This is a genomic window from Oscillospiraceae bacterium (assembly GCA_025757685.1).
In the GTDB taxonomy this organism is placed as follows: domain Bacteria; phylum Bacillota; class Clostridia; order Oscillospirales; family Acutalibacteraceae; genus CAG-217.
Genome location: CP107220.1, coordinates 1,555,591 through 1,571,178 on the forward strand (window position 1 = coordinate 1,555,591; position 15,588 = coordinate 1,571,178).

General features: G+C 55.5%; 15 protein-coding genes. 10 read left to right on the top strand and 5 right to left on the bottom strand.

What is annotated here, in order from left to right; all coding sequences use genetic code 11:
- Positions 1–2 precede the first annotated feature (2 nt).
- Positions 3–491, bottom strand: coding sequence for a shikimate kinase (locus OGM59_07270; protein ID UYI90502.1), 489 nt, complete (start codon positions 489–491; stop codon positions 3–5).
- On the bottom strand, positions 491–1,306 hold the full coding sequence (aroE, locus tag OGM59_07275) for a shikimate dehydrogenase (protein ID UYI90503.1): 816 nt from the start codon (positions 1,304–1,306) through the stop codon (positions 491–493). Before aroE ends, OGM59_07270 begins: the two co-directional genes overlap by 1 nt.
- Positions 1,307–1,432: 126 nt before the next feature.
- Here aroE and acpP point away from each other — a divergent pair, with 126 nt between their 5' ends.
- The 9 genes from acpP to dnaJ all read left to right on the top strand — a co-directional run bounded on the left by acpP (position 1,433) and on the right by dnaJ (position 11,803).
- On the top strand, positions 1,433–1,660 hold the full coding sequence (gene acpP / locus OGM59_07280; GenBank protein UYI90504.1) for an acyl carrier protein: 228 nt from the start codon (positions 1,433–1,435) through the stop codon (positions 1,658–1,660).
- Between the two features lie 207 nt (positions 1,661–1,867).
- Entirely contained in the window at positions 1,868–3,370 is a 1,503-nt protein-coding gene (gene glpK / locus OGM59_07285) for a glycerol kinase GlpK (protein UYI90505.1), read from the top strand.
- A gap of 125 nt (positions 3,371–3,495) precedes the next feature.
- Complete coding sequence (locus tag OGM59_07290) at positions 3,496–4,605, top strand: Ldh family oxidoreductase (protein ID UYI90506.1); 1,110 nt, start codon at positions 3,496–3,498, stop codon at positions 4,603–4,605.
- Positions 4,606–4,616: 11 nt separating this feature from the next.
- On the top strand, positions 4,617–5,789 hold the full coding sequence (locus OGM59_07295; protein ID UYI90507.1) for an NAD-dependent malic enzyme: 1,173 nt from the start codon (positions 4,617–4,619) through the stop codon (positions 5,787–5,789).
- A gap of 327 nt (positions 5,790–6,116) precedes the next feature.
- Positions 6,117–6,872, top strand: coding sequence for a CHAP domain-containing protein (locus tag OGM59_07300; protein ID UYI90508.1), 756 nt, complete (start codon positions 6,117–6,119; stop codon positions 6,870–6,872).
- Positions 6,873–7,101: 229 nt separating this feature from the next.
- Positions 7,102–8,139, top strand: a complete 1,038-nt coding sequence (gene hrcA / locus OGM59_07305; GenBank protein UYI90509.1) for a heat-inducible transcriptional repressor HrcA — start codon at positions 7,102–7,104, stop codon at positions 8,137–8,139.
- Positions 8,132–8,686 carry a nucleotide exchange factor GrpE gene (gene grpE / locus OGM59_07310; protein UYI90510.1) on the top strand — a complete coding sequence of 185 codons (555 nt, stop codon included), beginning with the start codon at positions 8,132–8,134 and terminating at the stop codon, positions 8,684–8,686. Before hrcA ends, grpE begins: the two co-directional genes overlap by 8 nt.
- A 23-nt stretch (positions 8,687–8,709) precedes the next feature.
- Positions 8,710–10,551, top strand: a complete 1,842-nt coding sequence (gene dnaK / locus OGM59_07315) for a molecular chaperone DnaK (protein UYI90511.1) — start codon at positions 8,710–8,712, stop codon at positions 10,549–10,551.
- Between the two features lie 94 nt (positions 10,552–10,645).
- Positions 10,646–11,803, top strand: coding sequence for a molecular chaperone DnaJ (gene dnaJ / locus OGM59_07320; GenBank protein ID UYI90512.1), 1,158 nt, complete (start codon positions 10,646–10,648; stop codon positions 11,801–11,803).
- A gap of 50 nt (positions 11,804–11,853) precedes the next feature.
- On the opposite strand, the gene OGM59_07325 is transcribed toward dnaJ, so the two are convergent.
- Together OGM59_07325 and OGM59_07330 are read right to left on the bottom strand one after the other, a co-directional pair.
- A complete protein-coding gene (locus tag OGM59_07325) occupies positions 11,854–12,036 on the bottom strand; it encodes a hypothetical protein (GenBank protein ID UYI90513.1) in 183 nt (60 codons plus the stop codon).
- A 68-nt stretch (positions 12,037–12,104) separates the two neighbouring features.
- The gene (locus tag OGM59_07330) at positions 12,105–12,728 is read right to left on the bottom strand and encodes a hypothetical protein (protein UYI90514.1); all 624 of its coding nucleotides are present in this window, start codon (positions 12,726–12,728) and stop codon (positions 12,105–12,107) included.
- A 133-nt stretch (positions 12,729–12,861) separates the two neighbouring features.
- Here OGM59_07330 and OGM59_07335 point away from each other — a divergent pair, with 133 nt between their 5' ends.
- Positions 12,862–14,325: a DUF3048 domain-containing protein gene (locus tag OGM59_07335; GenBank protein ID UYI90515.1), complete on the top strand. Its 1,464-nt coding sequence runs from the start codon at positions 12,862–12,864 to the stop codon at positions 14,323–14,325.
- Positions 14,326–14,514: 189 nt separating this feature from the next.
- Here the strand turns inward: OGM59_07335 and leuB are convergent, their stop codons facing one another.
- Positions 14,515–15,585 carry a 3-isopropylmalate dehydrogenase gene (leuB, locus tag OGM59_07340; protein ID UYI90516.1) on the bottom strand — a complete coding sequence of 357 codons (1,071 nt, stop codon included), beginning with the start codon at positions 15,583–15,585 and terminating at the stop codon, positions 14,515–14,517.
- Between the last annotated feature and the right edge of the window lie 3 nt (positions 15,586–15,588).

Genomic DNA, 15,588 nt, shown 5'->3' on the forward strand with positions numbered 1-15,588 from the left:
CTTTAGCGAAACAGATCGGCAATGGTCAGCGCTGTTTTGCGGGCAGAGGCGTCGCCGTCCACTGCATAATCTGCCGCTGCACGATACTTGGCCTGGCGGGCGTCATACAGCGCCTTGGCCTGCACCGGATCCCGAAATAAAGGGCGATTGGCGCCGTTGCCCACCCGCTGACAGATCACATCAAAAGACGCGTCCAGCAGCACGATCTTGCCGGTGGTGCGCAGGGTCCGTACATTCTCGTCAAAGGTCAGTGCCCCGCCGCCGGTGGAGATCACACAGTTGGGAATCTCTGCCGCCTCTGCGCAGGCTGCACGCTCCAGCTCTCGAAAATAGTCTTCCCCGTGCACCTGAAAAATAGCCGGAATAGACACGCCGCTGCGGGCCTCCACCATCTGATCCGTATCCACAAACCGGCGACCCATAATTTTGGCCAGCTCTTTGCCCACCACAGTCTTGCCGCTGCCCATAAAGCCGCAAAGCACAATATTCATTACAGCAGTTCCTCCATTTGCTCGATCACCCGCTGCACCTGGGCAGGGGTATAGGTCACATCATTCCAAATCTCCTGGGCTACCGCTGCCTGCCACACCAGCATGGGCAGACCGTTCACCACCTTGGCGCCGTTTTGCCGAGCCAGGCGCAGCAGCCGGGTTTCCATTGGATTATAAATGGCGTCAAATACCGCAGCCGTGTGGGCCAGCACACCCGGCTCCAGCGGGCAAGCGTCCACCTTAGGGAACATCCCCACCGGAGTGCCGTTAACGATCAGATCCCAGTCACCGGTCACGCTGTTGAAATCCGTCACCGTCACCGCGCGGCCGCATTTTTCGGCAATTTCCGCCGCCAAGGCACAACCTTTCGACGGTGTGCGGGCAGCCAGGGTCACCGCCGCACCTGCCAGCACCGCCTCAAAGGCAAACATACGAGCCACGCCGCCGGTGCCCAGTACCAGCACGCGTCCGGCCAGCGGAATGCCCGCTGCGGACAGAGAGCGCAAAAAGCCGTAGCAGTCCGTATTGTAGCCGTAGAATTTGCCGTCCCGCACCGCCACCGTATTCACCGCCCCAAAGAGCGCCGCCTTTTCGTCCAGTTCTGCCATAGCCGACAGCACTGCTTGCTTGTGGGGAATGGTAACATTAAATCCACGCAGCGTTTGCAGTTCCGGCAGCCGGTTCGCCAGATCCTCCGGTGCAATATCCAACAACCGGTAGTCCCCCTCCAGGTGGGCGGCAGCCAGCAGCGCCCGGTGAATTTGGGGAGAGAGAGAATGACCCAGCGGGTGACCGATCAGTGCATAGTGCGTCATGATTTTGCCCTTTCCGCTCCCGGCCCAAAAAAATATTGCCGAAAGCATTGACTTTTTTATAGGAATTATATAATATGATAGCATATAAGACTTGTATTAACAACAGTTTTTTGGAGATGAGCAGTTATGGTACTGGATAAAATGAAGAACATTTTGGTGGAGCAGCTGGAGTGCAACCCGGAGGACATCACCATGGAGAGCCTGCTGGTAGACGACCTGGGGGCCGACAGTCTGGACGCCATCGACATCGTGATGAGTGTGGAAGATACGTTCAAGGTTGAAGTACCGGACGAGATTATCGAGAAGATCGAGACTGTGGGCGACATTGTCAACTACATTGAGGATCACATCTGATTTGCATTTTTCACCATTTGTCAATTCCTGTCAAAAATTGCGGCAAAAAGTGTGGATTTTTTATCAAAGTTGCCCTGTTTGAATTGACAATTCACTGAAATTCAAGTAAAATAGAAAGGCAGATGATCGTGCATCTGCCTTTCCGCTTTTTTAGGGGAAAAAGCGCCGGCGATGCACGGTCTTACCGACATGGAGAGGGGAATCTTTATGGCAAAGAAGTATATCTTGGCCCTGGACCAGGGAACCACAAGTTCCAGAGCCATCATTTTCAACAAAAAGGGTGAGATCGTCGCCAAGGCGCAAAACGAATTCACCCAGCACTATCCGGAGAACGGCTGGGTAGAGCACGACCCGATGGAAATTCTGTTTAGCCAGATCAGCGCCATACTGACCGTGCTGCGCAAGGAAGCGGTGGATCCCAAGGAGATCGCTGCCATCGGCATTACCAATCAGAGAGAGACCACCGTGGTGTGGGAGAAGGAGACCGGTCGTCCCATTTATAACGCCATCGTGTGGCAGTGCCGCCGCACGGCGGACCTGTGCGAGGAATTGAAGGCGCAGGGGCTGAACGATTATGTAAAGAGCACCACCGGTCTGCTGATCGACGCCTACTTTAGCGGCACCAAGATCAAGTGGATCTTGGACCATGTGGAGGGCGCCCGGGAGCAGGCGGAGCGGGGCGAGCTGCTGTTCGGCACCATTGACAGCTGGCTGATCTGGAACCTGACCAACGGCAAAGTGCATGTGACCGATTACTCCAATGCCTGCCGCACCATGCTCTTTGACATTGACAAGCTGTGTTGGGACCCGTTTTTATGTGAAAAGCTGGGCATTCCCATGTCCATGCTGCCGGAGGTAAAGCCATCCAGCTGCATTTACGGCGAAGTGGCTAAGATCACCGGCATTGAGGACATTGCCGGTGTGCCCATTGCAGGCGCCATCGGTGACCAGCCGGGTGCGCTCTTCGGCCAGGGCTGCTTTGAGTCCGGCCAGGCCAAGAATACATACGGCACCGGCTGCTTTTTGCTGATGAACACCGGCGAAAAGCGGGTAGACTCTCGTTCCAACCTGCTCTCCGGCATTGCCTGGGGACTGGACGGCAAGATCACCTATGCGCTGGAAGGCTCCGCCTTTAACGCCGGCAGTGTGATCAAGTGGCTGCGCGATGAGCTGGGGCTGATTGAGAACGCGCCCCAGTGCGACAAATTCGCCGCCATGGTGCCAGATTCCGGCGGACTGTACTTTGTGCCGGCCTTTACCGGGCTGGGCGCTCCCTACTGGGATATGTATGCCCGCGGGGTCATGATCGGTCTGTCCCGTGGGATCAACAAATTCCATGTATGCCGCGCGGTACTGGAAAGCATTACCTACCAAATGACCGACCTGCTGGAAGCCATGATGAAGGATTCCGACATTATCCTCAAGGACCTTCGGGTGGACGGTGGCGCTTCCGTCAGCGATATTATGATGCAGATGCAGGCGGATATGACCGGCGTAAATGTGAATCGACCCAAGAATGTGGAGACCACAGCCCTGGGCGCTGCCTACTGTGCCGGGCTGGCTACCGGTGTGTGGAAAGACACGGCGGAGATCGAGGCCAACCGCCAAGTAGACAAGATTTTTGTGCCCTCCATGGAAGAGGGGCTACGCAACCGGAAGTACACCGACTGGAAGCGGGCGGTAGAGCGCTCCAGAAACTGGGAACGCTAAACATACCGATTTATACACAAGTTAATCAGGGGGGACAAAGCGCGCGGCAACGGGTGCTTTGTTCCTCTTTTTATTTTGCGGCAAAACCGCACCCAAATTCTATTTCACAACAAGGAGAACCCATTATGTCAAAAGTCATTGTACCCTGGGATCTGATCACCAATTTTGTGACAGACGCTTTCATCGGCTACGGCATTCCCGCAGAGGACGCTAAGATCTGCACGGATGTTTTGCTGGAGTCCGACCGCCGCGGGATTGAAAGCCACGGCTGCAACCGGTTTAAGCCCATTTACCTGGATCGGATCAAAGCCGGGATCCAAAATCCGGTGACCCAGTTTGAGATCTTAAAGGAAACCCCCACCACCGCCGTGGTAGACGGCCACAACGGCATGGGTCAGGTGATCGGCCATCGGGCCATGCAGATGGCCATTGATAAGGCCAAGGAATACGGTATGGGCATGGTGGCCGTGCGCAACAGCTGCCACTACGGCATTGCCGGTTATTACGCCACCATGGCCACCAAGGCCGGCTGCATCGGCATCACCGGCACCAACGCCCGCCCCTCTGTGGCGCCCACCTTTGGTGTGGAGGGTATGTTCGGCACCAATCCGCTGACCGTAGGCATTCCAACCGACGAGGACTTTGACTTTCTCATCGACTGCGCCACCTCCATCACCCAGAACGGCAAGATCGAATATTACGCCCGCATTGGCGAGGACGTGCATCCGGGCACGGTAATCGGGCGGGACGGCCAGCCCATCTCCGGCGACAGCGGCGAGGCGCTGAAGAAGATTCGCAGCGGCGACGCGGCACTGACCACCCTGGGCGGCATTGGCGAAGCCCTGGGCGGCTACAAAGGCTATGGCTACGCCATGGTGATCGAGCTGCTCTCTGCCGTGCTGCAAGACGGTGCCTACGGCAAAGATCTGGACGGCAAGGACGAGAACGGCAACATTCGCCCCTATCACCTGGGTCACTTCTTTATTGCCATTGACACCGATCACTTCCTGGGTCAGGAGCTGACCCGCAAAAAAGCCGGCGAAATCCTCCGCAGTGTGCGTGCCTCTCAAAAAGCGCCCGGCGCCGACCGCATTTTCACCGCCGGCGAAAAAGAGTGGGAGATCTGGCAGCAGCGCAAGGACAGCGGTGTGCCCATCAACGACTCTGTGCAGAAAGAAATTTTGGAAGTTCGGGACGAACTGGGTCTGACCCAGTACAAGTTCCCCTGGGAATAAGCGAGGTAACTATGGATTACAGAAAAGAATCATTAAGACTCCACGGTGAGTGGAAAGGCAAAGTTGAAGTGGTGGCACGGGCCAAGGTGGACAACAAGGACGCCCTGTCCCTGGCCTACACCCCCGGTGTGGCCGAACCCTGTCTGGCGATTCAGGCAGATTACAACAAAAGCTGGGAGCTGACCCGCCGCTGGAATATGGTGGCGGTGATCACCGACGGCTCTGCGGTACTGGGTCTGGGCGACATTGGCCCGGAGGCCGGTATGCCCGTTATGGAGGGCAAATGCGTGCTGTTTAAGGAATTCGGCGGCGTAGACGCCTTCCCCCTGTGTGTACGCACCAAGGACGTGGACGAATTTGTAGAGACGGTGTATAATATCAGCGGTTCCTTTGGCGGGATCAACCTGGAGGATATTGCCGCGCCCCGCTGCTTTGAGATCGAGCAGAAGCTGAAAGAACGCTGCGATATTCCGATTTTCCACGACGATCAGCACGGCACCGCCGTTGTGGTCTCTGCCGCATTGATCAATGCCACAAAAATTACCGGCAAGCCCCTTGATCAGTGTAAGGCCGTGATCAACGGCAGCGGCGCTGCGGGCATTGCCATTGCCAAGCTGCTGCTGACCCTGGGTCTGGGCGATGTGATCCTGTGTGACCGCACCGGCGCCATCTACGAAGGCCGCGATAAATTAAACGCCAGCAAGGCAGAGATCGCCGCCGTGTCCAATAAGGGCAAGGTACAGGGCACCCTGGCAGAAGCGGTAAAGGGCACGGACATCTTCATCGGCGTGTCTGCACCCGGTGTGCTGACCCAGGAGATGATCCGCACCATGAACCCGGATCCCATTGTGCTGGCCATGGCCAACCCCACGCCGGAGATTCTACCGGATGAGGCAGCCGCTGCCGGTGCCAAAATTGTAGGCACCGGGCGCTCCGACTTCCCCAACCAGATCAACAACGTGGTCGCATTCCCCGGTATCTTCCGCGGGGCGTTAGATGTGCGCGCCGCTGCCATTACGGAGAATATGAAGATTGCCGCCGCGTATGCCATCGCCTCCCTGGTCAGCGATGCAGAGTTAAAACCGGAGTATATTCTGCCCCACGCCTTTGATCCCCGGATCAAGGACACCGTGGCCGCCGCTGTGGCAGAAGCTGCACGGAAGGACGGCGTAGCCCGCATTTAACGGCCATGCCTATTATAATGTTATAAGTTATATATTATAATAAAGCAAAACAAACGCACAGGCGCTCTCCCCTGCCGCTCCCCGGCGGCAGAACGGAGGGCGCCGGTTTTTTTGTCCTATTTTATGCAACTCAAGAGCAGTATTAGACAAGTGTTGCAATACTAAGGCGGTTTTGTCAAGGGAAAAGGGGCAAGTTTGTGGAAGTTGCTTAATTATTACAGAATGGTTACAAATTCGTTGTATAGATTTACCATAGATTAAAAAGTTACAAATGTGTTACAATCCTCACCGTTGTTGTGGCATAGGCCCAACAAAGGGAGGTTTTTGATGAAAAAGGCAATCATAGCCCTTATTTCTCTGCTTATTTTTTGCATAGTATTCCCGTCTACCGTGTCGGCAGAGTCCGCAAGGAGCCATTACAAGCCCCGGCTGACTGCCCCCACCTCAGACAACGCCTATTATAACAGCAAGCTGAACCGTTACAGCCAGACCGGCTACGGTATGCCCAACTGCGTGGCCTACGCCTACGGCCGGGTGTACGAGATGAACGGCAAGGCCCCCAAGATCACCCACGGCAACGCCGGCGAGTGGTGGAGCATTAACAAGCAGGGCGGCTATTACAAGTACGGCAGCAAGCCCAAGGTGGGCGCAGTGGTGGTTTGGAGCAACCATGTGGCCGTGGTGGAGCAGATCCACAAGAACGGCAGCATTACCATTTCCGAGTCCCACTACGGCGGCACCTATTTTGACACCAAGACCGTCACCGACTACACCTACCATTACGGCCAGACTTTTTACGGCTTCATCTACACCTATCAGGGCAGTGCCAAGAAAAAGAGCAAGCCCAAGCCCAAACAGTACACCGCCGCCAAAACCGCAGTAACCGCACCGGAAGAGCAGGAACAGGTATTCCGTATACTGGAGATCGACGACAGCAAGGCAGCCACGCAGGAGATCGTGCAAAACGATAAACTGCTGCAAGCTTCCGCTGCCAGCCACTCCACCAAGAAGGCAGATACGGAAAAACGCGCCGCTGCGCAAAAAGCGGCCATGCAAACTGCGGAAAAGTCCGTTGCTGCATAACACTTAAAGAGAATCCACACAAGGAGCACCCTATGGGTGCTCTTTTTTTATACCAATAAGAATAAAAAGACGGCAGGCGGATCTTACCCATAAACAAAAAATGAAAAAGCCGTGAATTTTTTGAAATTTTGCAAAAAAGGTGTTGACAAAACGACAAAATGGATATAATATAAAGACAGTTAGCACTCAGGCACATAGAGTGCTAACACAGTAAAGGACGGTGAAAGGAATGCTTGGTGAACGCAGAGCCGCCATACTCCGCCTGATTATTGAGTATTACATCAAGACAGGCGAGCCTATCGGCTCCAAAACTCTGTGCAACCTTTTGCCTTACGCTGTATCCAGCGCCACCATTCGCAACGAAATGGCGCACCTGAGCAACCTGGGCTACCTGGAACAGCGCCACACCAGCGGCGGCCGTGTGCCGGGCAAGAATGCCTACCGCTTTTATGTGGATCACCTAATGGAGCCTAAGGCGCTGTCCCCTTATGAGACAGCCAAGATCGACGAACGCCTGTCCGTCAACGCCGGAGACGCCCAGCGCCTGTTGGCTGATGCGGCGGATCTGCTGGCAGACGCCACCCACTGCGCCGCCTTTAGTTGCGCACTGGCAGACGCCGGCGATGTGATTCAGGGCGTGCAGTTAATCCCTGCCGGAGGCGGCCGCGCCATGTTGGTCATGCTTACCGCCGGTGGGCGTATCAAATCTTCGATTTGCCGGCTCAGTTGCCCGGCGGACGACGGATTTATGGCCGCCTTTTACGATGTGATGCACAGCACATTCATCGGCACCCGGCTCAGCGATGTAAGCATTGCCACGGTGCAAAGCACAGCCGTAACCCTGGGCAGCCGCATTTTTGATATGCTGCCGGTGCTCAGCAGTCTGTGCGCCCTGTGCGCGGAAACGCGGCAGGACAGCCTGCTCTTTGCCGGCGAGACCAATTTGCTCTCTCACGAGGAACTGGGCAACGAGGTATATAAGCTGCTGACCTTTCTCACCAACCGGCCACGCTTTTTGACCCTGGCGAAGCAATTTGCTGACGCCCCGGCGCGCAGTGCTCTGTTTATCGGTGAGGAGAACCCGTACTTTGAGCTGAAAAACACAGCCACCATGCTGTGCAGTCTGCACTACAACAGCCAACAGCGCGCGGTTCTGGGCGTGATCGGCTCCACCCGCATGGACTACGCCACCATTGTGCCCCGGGCACAGTATGTTATGAATAAAACCACAGATCTTCTTGCTGAAGGAGGTATAACCAATGGCTAAAAAGAAGCAGGCAGAGGAAAAGCCAAACACCCAGGCTGCCGCTGCCGAAACAGAAACCGAAACCACACCGCCACAGGCGGAAGAAAACAACCAGACCCAAACAGACGACCCTACGGCGGCGCTGGAAAAGGAGCTGGCAGACACAAAAGATCAGCTGCTGCGGCTGACGGCGGAATACGCCAATTTCCGCAAGCGCAGCGATAAAGAAAAGGGCGATACTTACGCCTACGCCACCGGCAAGACCGTGGAGGCATTTCTCCCGGTGTTTGACAATCTGGAGCGGGCGCTGGGCGCCACCCAGCAGGACTTTGAGGGCCTGCAAAAGGGCGTGCAAATGACCTTTGACGGTCTGACTGCCACCCTGGAGAAGCTGGGCGTCACCGCTTACGGCGCCCCGGGCGAAACCTTTGACCCCAACCTGCACCATGCAGTGATGCATGTGGAGGATGAGAACCTGGATGAAAATGTCATTACCGATGTTTTTCAACGGGGATATAAAATGGATGATCGGATCATCCGACCGGCAATGGTCAAAACAGCAAATTAACAATAAGCAGGAGGTATTCCATTATGTCTAAGATTATTGGTATTGATTTAGGTACAACAAACAGCTGCGTCAGCGTGATTGAGGGCGGCGAAGCCGTAGTGATCCCCAACGCAGAGGGTGCCCGCACCACCCCGTCCGTGGTGGCGTTCAGCAAGGACGGCGAGCGCATGGTGGGCAATGTGGCAAAGCGCCAGGCCATCACCAATCCGGAGCGTACCATCGCTTCCATCAAGCGCCACATGGGCTCCGACTACAAAGTCAACATTGACGGCAAGGCCTACACCCCCCAGGAGATCAGCGCTATCATTCTGCAAAAGCTGAAGAGCGACGCAGAGAGCTACCTGGGCGACAAGGTAACGGAAGCGGTCATCACCGTACCCGCTTACTTTACGGACGCGCAGCGCCAGGCCACCAAGGACGCCGGTAAGATCGCCGGTATGGAAGTAAAGCGAATCATCAACGAGCCCACCGCTGCGGCGCTGGCCTTTGGTATCGACCAGGAAAACGACCAGAAAGTGATGGTCTACGACCTGGGCGGCGGTACATTCGATGTATCCATCATTGAGATGGGCGACGGCGTACAGGAAGTCCTGGCAACAGCCGGTAACAACCACCTGGGCGGCGATGACTTTGATAAGAAAATCATGGACTGGCTGGTTGCCGAGTTTAAGAAAGAACAGGGCATTGACCTGTCCGGCGACAAAATGGCTATGCAGCGCATTAAGGAAGCCGCAGAGAAAGCCAAGATCGACCTGTCCGGTATGACCACGGCGCAGATCTCTCTGCCCTTCATCACCGCAGACGCTACCGGCCCCAAGCACATGGAGACCACCCTGTCCAGAGCCAAGTTTAACGAAATGACCGCAGACCTGGTAGAGGCTACCATGGGCCCGGTTCGCCAGGCCATGAGCGACTCCGGCCTGACCATGAACGACATTGACAAGATCCTGCTGGTAGGCGGTTCCACCCGTATTCCCGCCGTACAGGAAGCCATTAAGAAGTTCAGCGGCAAAGAGCCGTTTAAGGGCATTAACCCGGATGAGTGCGTAGCTATGGGCGCTGCCCTGCAAGGCGGCGTACTGGGCGGCGATGTAAAGGGCCTGCTGTTGCTGGATGTGACGCCCCTGTCCCTGGGTATTGAAACCATGGGCGGCGTAAACACCGTGATCATTGAGCGCAACACCACCATCCCCACCAAGAAGAGCCAGATCTTCTCCACCGCAGCCGACAACCAGACCTCCGTGGAGGTGCACGTGCTGCAAGGTGAGCGTGAGTTTGCCAAGGACAACAAGACCCTGGGTATGTTCCACCTGGACGGCATTATGCCCGCCCGCCGCGGTGTGCCCCAGATCGAAGTGACCTTTGATATTGACTCCAACGGCATTGTGCATGTAAGCGCCAAGGACCTGGGCACCGGCAAGGAGCAGCACATCAGCATTACCGCCTCCTCCAACATGAGCAAGGACGACATCGACAAGGCAGTGAAGGAAGCAGAGCAGTTCGCCGCCGAGGATAAGAAGAAGAGAGAGGCCGTAGACCTGCGCAACAACGCAGACCAGATGGTTTACCAGACCGAGAAGCTGCTCAGCGAGAACGGCGACAAGTTCAGTGATGACGACAAGAGCGCGCTGAACACCAAGCTGGACGCGCTGAAGGAAGCACTGAAGGGCGACAACACAGACGCCATTAAGAGCGCCGAAGAGGACCTGACCAACAAGTTCTACGAGGTGTCTCAAAAGATCTATGAAGCCACCCAGGGCGCGCAGGGTCCCCAGCCCGGCGCAGCACCCGGTGCAGATGCAGCACAGGGCGGCAATGACGCCGGTTACACCGACGCAGACTACACCGAGGTGGACGATAACTAATCCCCTCTCAGGAACGGCGGCAGGCGGTAATACACCAGTATTGCCGCCTGCCTATACCGTTATCTATACTGAAATCTAAACGACGGAGGCTACTATGCCTGAAGAAAAACGAGATTACTACGAGGTGCTGGGCATAAGCAAAGGCGCCTCGGAGGATGAGATCAAAAAAGCATACCGCAAAACCGCCAAGAAGTACCACCCGGACCTGCACCCGGACGACCCGGTGGCCGAGGCCAAATTCAAGGAATGTAACGAGGCCTACGAGGTGCTGGGCGATCCCCAAAAGAAAGCTCGATACGACCAATTCGGCTTTGCCGGGGTTGACCCCAACTACGGTGCCGGACAGGGCGGCTACGGCGGCGGTGGCTTTGGCTTTGACGGCGGCGACATTGACCTGGGCGATATCTTCTCCTCCATCTTTGGCGGTGGAGGCGGCGGCTTCGGCTTTGGCGGGCGCAACCCCAATGCGCCGGTGCGCGGTCGGGATGTGCGAGCGTCTGTGACCCTGACCTTTGAAGAAGCAGCCAAGGGCTGCAAAAAGACCGTCAGCACCCAGCGGGTCGAGGATTGCTCTGCGTGCGGCGGCACCGGTGCGGCGAAAGGCACCAGTCCCAAGACCTGCCCGGACTGCCAAGGACGCGGCGTAGTCAATGTGCAGCAGCGCACCGCCTTCGGTGTAATGAACAGCCAGCACACCTGCTCCCGCTGCGGCGGCCGGGGCAAAATCGTAGACGACCCCTGCAAAAAGTGCGGCGGCAAGGGCAAGGTGCGTGCCGCGCGGCAAATTGAAATCAACATTCCCGCCGGGATTGATGACGGCCAGGTTGTGACCGTGCGCGGTAACGGCGACGCCGGTATGAACGGCGGCCCTGCCGGTGATCTGCACATTGAAGTGCGGATCAAGAAGCACAGGAACTTTACCCGGGACGGCTATAATGTATGGTACAACAAGCATGTGAGCATTACCGAGGCCACCCTGGGCGCAGAATTACAGGTGCCCACCCTGGACGGCAATGTGAAGTACAATATGCCTGCCGGTACACAGCCGGGCGCCGTGTTTAAGCTGAAGGGTAAAGGTATTCAGCGGCTGAACAGTGTGGGCAAAGGCGACGAATATGTACAGATCATTGTAGATATTCCCACCGGTCTGACTCACGAGCAAAAGGAACTGCTGCGTACCTTTGATAAAAGCTACACGCCCCCCAAGAACCCGCCTAAAGAAGGCTTTTTTGACAAGTTCAAGAAGAAATAAGTACAAAGAGAAAAGCGCATTGCAAGGCTTGCAATGCGCTTTTTTGCACTTTACAGATCGTCCGCATCCTGTACCGGCTCTGCGGGAATGTCCTCATAATACGTTTCCCGCGGCACGCCGGTGTAGCTGCCGTCCACATCTGCCTGCAACATCTCCGGGCTGATATAGGAGGTCAGGTCAATGACTTCCTTACCCTTTCTCTGCCGTTTTTCCTTTTTGTTCTTCTTCGCCATAAAAAATCACCCCTGTGCAATCGGTGCCGCGGCACCGGTAATAGTTTGCACAGGGGCGCTGTATTTACTCACAGCTTGGCCACATCCACGGCGGCAATTTTTTCCATAAAATCCTTAGGCGAAATCACCGTTCCCATATCCAAGAACTCGTCCATATTCATATTAAAATTATTCACATACACCGGCACTTGCTTGTATTCAATATCAATATGCAATCGGGCAGCGTCTGCCTTCACCACAGCCGGATCATAGCCGTTTGCATCATAATACCGGCTGACGATTACCTCGTTGTTCTTCACATACAGCAGCACCAGATTGCGCCCGGATTTGGAGATGCTCACATAGCTTTCGTCTGTCTTGGAGAGAGCTTGTCCCATTTTCATCTGCGCCACTGCCTTACAGGCGTCGGAATTGAGAAACAGCTCGTTGATAAAAATAGATTCCAGCGCGGTGGTATCGTCCGGCACCAGGATTGCCAAAATGTTTTTGGACAGCTTTTTGCCGTACATACTCTTGATAAATTCCTTAAAATAATGCTGGGTCTCGCTGATCTTGGCGGCATAATGATGATAAAAAGGAATATTGGCCACCACCGGCGTGCCCGGCAGGGAGAAAGTCTTAAAATCGTCCGTGTCCCGATCCTTCACCAAAATGTCCGAATTCGTAATGATCATAGGGATTGTTTTTGCCATAAAAATGTCCCTCCGTGGCTCCTATTTTACTATAATGCCCGTGCCAAATCAATAAAAATCAAAAAATATAGTGAAATCCGACGGCAGTTATGGTAAAATAAGGTGACAACATTGTTGTGAGAGGAGGAGTTTTATGCATGATTCCGATGAGCTGGATGATATTCTGAACGAAATTCGGAACCACCAAAACCCGCACACAGAGGATGCGCCCCCAGAGCCGGAGCCGCCTCAGACCGTAGATATGCCGCTGTTTGACCACGCAGACGCCCCCACGCCTGCGCCGAAGGATTTGCCGGAGAATCCCACCCTGCCCACAGAGGCAGCAAAGGAAACACCGGCCGCCTCCGCTATGCCGGAGACCACACCCACCGCAGACGGCAGAGAAGATGTATATACCAATGTATTTTCCGGCACGGAGGAGACCCGGGCAGAGGCAACCTACACGCCCCCGACCCGACCCCTTGGTGACGATGAATATCCGGAGGAAGAAATGAAGAAGAACGATAAGCAAAAGAAAATTATTATTGCCGTTGTGGCTGTTGTGGTTGTGATTGCCGTGGCCCTGGGCATTTACTTTGGCGTGGTACGTGGCAAAAACGAGGAGCCAACCTCCGGCGTGACCAATGCCGCTACCGAAGCCACCACCCAGGCAACGGTGGCCGTGGTGAACCCCTTTACCGGTGAGAACGACTACAATGAGAACGCGGTAGGCAAGCGCCCGGTGGCCCTGGTGGTAGAGAACGCCCAGGCTGCCCGTCCCCAGTGGGGGATCAATTCCCCGGATATTATCGTAGAGGGCGAAGTGGAAGGCGGCGAGACCCGTATGCTGTGGCTCTTTGCCGACTATACCTCTGTGCCGGACAAGATCGGCCCTATGCGCAGCGCCCGCCCGCCGTACATTCGCTTTTCCGAGATGTTTGACGCCGTCTTTATCCACTGGGGTCAGAGCAAGAGCAAAGGCAGCTATGTAGGCGCTAACACCGTGTTTGCCCAGGACAATGTGGACCACATTAACCAGATGACTTACAGCGGCAAGGTGGATCTGTTTACCAGAGACCAAACCCGCAATGTAGCCAGCGAGCACACCGGTGTGCTGCGCGGCAAAAAAATCGCCTCTGCCCTGAAAGAGCAGAAGATCCGCACCAAGGTCAACGAGGCCAAGTTTACCACCTTCGACTTTAACAAAAAGGCAACTGCCGTGGGTGATGATCCCTGCAACGCACTGGCGCTGACCTTCTCTAATCGCACCCGCACCCGCGACTGGACCTATAAAAGCGATGACAAAATGTACCACAGCACCGATTATGAAACGGATGTAAAGATGAAGAACCTGATCGTGCTGTTTGACAACACCTCTTACACCACCAAGGCCAATTACAAAGGCAGCGGTAAGGGCGAGACCTACTGTAACTACGATCTGGCCGGCGGCAAGGGTGTGCTCGCTTCTCAGGGCACCTATACCGAGATCAAGTGGAGCAAAAAGGACGGCAAGCTGTCCCTGACCACCACCGACGGTCAGCCCTTAAAACTGAACCCCGGTCGCAGCTGGATCGGCTACGCCTCTGCCAATAACGGCGGTAAAGTCGTGGAAAAGTAAAAATCGGAATCCATAAAAGACCGTCTCGGATCATCCGGGGCGGTCTTTTGTATGTGGATGTGCATAAATACCGGCGGGAGCAAGTCCCCACCCGACAGGAATTTTATAACCGATGTAATATGATAAAACGCCGCAAGCACATAAAAAGGACCGATACACCGTGTATCGGTCCTTTGATTTACCAAACGATTACAGCAGGCCGGCCACCAAGTCGCCCATTTGGGCGGTGGTCACCGGACGGAAGCCCTCCTCGTAAATATCCGGGGTGCGGGCCTGGGTCAGTGCCTGATCCACCGCGTCCTCAATGGCCTGGGCAGCCTCCATCTCGCCAAAGGTGTAGCGCAGCATCATGGCGCCGGACAAAATGGTTGCCAGCGGATTGGCCTTGCCCTGGCCGGCAATATCCGGTGCGGAACCGTGGATAGGCTCGTACAAGCCAAAGGTGCCCTCTGCCAGAGAAGCAGACGCCAGCATACCGATGGAGCCGGAGATCATAGACGCCTCGTCAGACAGAATATCGCCAAAGATATTGGAAGTGACAATCACATCAAACTGATTGGGATTGCGCACCAGCTGCATAGCGCAGTTGTCCACATACATATAGGACACCTCCACCTGGGGGTAATCCGCCTTGGTCTCTTCTACGATCTTACGCCACAGGCGGGAGCTGTCCAGTACATTGGCTTTGTCCACGCAGGTCAGCCGCTTGTCCCGCTTCATGGCATACTCAAAACCGGCCTTGACAATGCGCTTGATCTCCGGGTAAGTATAGCGCTCCGTATCATACGCGCCCACCACGCCGTTCTCCTCATAAGTGCCGCGGTCGCCGAAGTAAATGCCGCCGGTCAGCTCGCGTACAATGAGAATGTCCAACCCGTCGCCGATGATCTCCTCCTTAATAGGAGAAGCGCTCTTCAGCGGGGCGAAGATCTTGGCCGGGCGCAGATTGGCAAACAGACCCAGGTCCTCACGAATGGCCAACAGACCCTTTTCCGGTCGATTGCTGCCCGGCTGGTCGTCCCACTTAGGACCGCCCACAGCGCCCAGCAGCACCGCGTCAGATGCTTTGCAGGCTGCCGCCGTTTCTGCCGGATAGGGCACGCCGGTGGCATCAATGGCACAACCGCCCAATAGCTGGTCATTGTAGTCAAAAGAGAAGCCAAACTTCTCCCCTGCCTTGTCCAGCACCTTGATACATTCGTTCACGATCTCCGGCCCAATGCCGTCACCGCGCAACACGGTGATTTTGTAATTCTTCATGTT

Coding starts and splice junctions, on each gene's coding strand:
- OGM59_07270 (UYI90502.1), bottom strand. CDS start 491: ATGAATATTGTGCTTTGCGGCTTTATGGGCAGCGGCAAGACTGTGGTG.
- aroE (UYI90503.1), bottom strand. CDS start 1,306: ATGACGCACTATGCACTGATCGGTCACCCGCTGGGTCATTCTCTCTCT.
- acpP (UYI90504.1), top strand. CDS start 1,433: ATGGTACTGGATAAAATGAAGAACATTTTGGTGGAGCAGCTGGAGTGC.
- glpK (UYI90505.1), top strand. CDS start 1,868: ATGGCAAAGAAGTATATCTTGGCCCTGGACCAGGGAACCACAAGTTCC.
- OGM59_07290 (UYI90506.1), top strand. CDS start 3,496: ATGTCAAAAGTCATTGTACCCTGGGATCTGATCACCAATTTTGTGACA.
- OGM59_07295 (UYI90507.1), top strand. CDS start 4,617: ATGGATTACAGAAAAGAATCATTAAGACTCCACGGTGAGTGGAAAGGC.
- OGM59_07300 (UYI90508.1), top strand. CDS start 6,117: ATGAAAAAGGCAATCATAGCCCTTATTTCTCTGCTTATTTTTTGCATA.
- hrcA (UYI90509.1), top strand. CDS start 7,102: ATGCTTGGTGAACGCAGAGCCGCCATACTCCGCCTGATTATTGAGTAT.
- grpE (UYI90510.1), top strand. CDS start 8,132: ATGGCTAAAAAGAAGCAGGCAGAGGAAAAGCCAAACACCCAGGCTGCC.
- dnaK (UYI90511.1), top strand. CDS start 8,710: ATGTCTAAGATTATTGGTATTGATTTAGGTACAACAAACAGCTGCGTC.
- dnaJ (UYI90512.1), top strand. CDS start 10,646: ATGCCTGAAGAAAAACGAGATTACTACGAGGTGCTGGGCATAAGCAAA.
- OGM59_07325 (UYI90513.1), bottom strand. CDS start 12,036: ATGGCGAAGAAGAACAAAAAGGAAAAACGGCAGAGAAAGGGTAAGGAA.
- OGM59_07330 (UYI90514.1), bottom strand. CDS start 12,728: ATGGCAAAAACAATCCCTATGATCATTACGAATTCGGACATTTTGGTG.
- OGM59_07335 (UYI90515.1), top strand. CDS start 12,862: ATGCATGATTCCGATGAGCTGGATGATATTCTGAACGAAATTCGGAAC.
- leuB (UYI90516.1), bottom strand. CDS start 15,585: ATGAAGAATTACAAAATCACCGTGTTGCGCGGTGACGGCATTGGGCCG.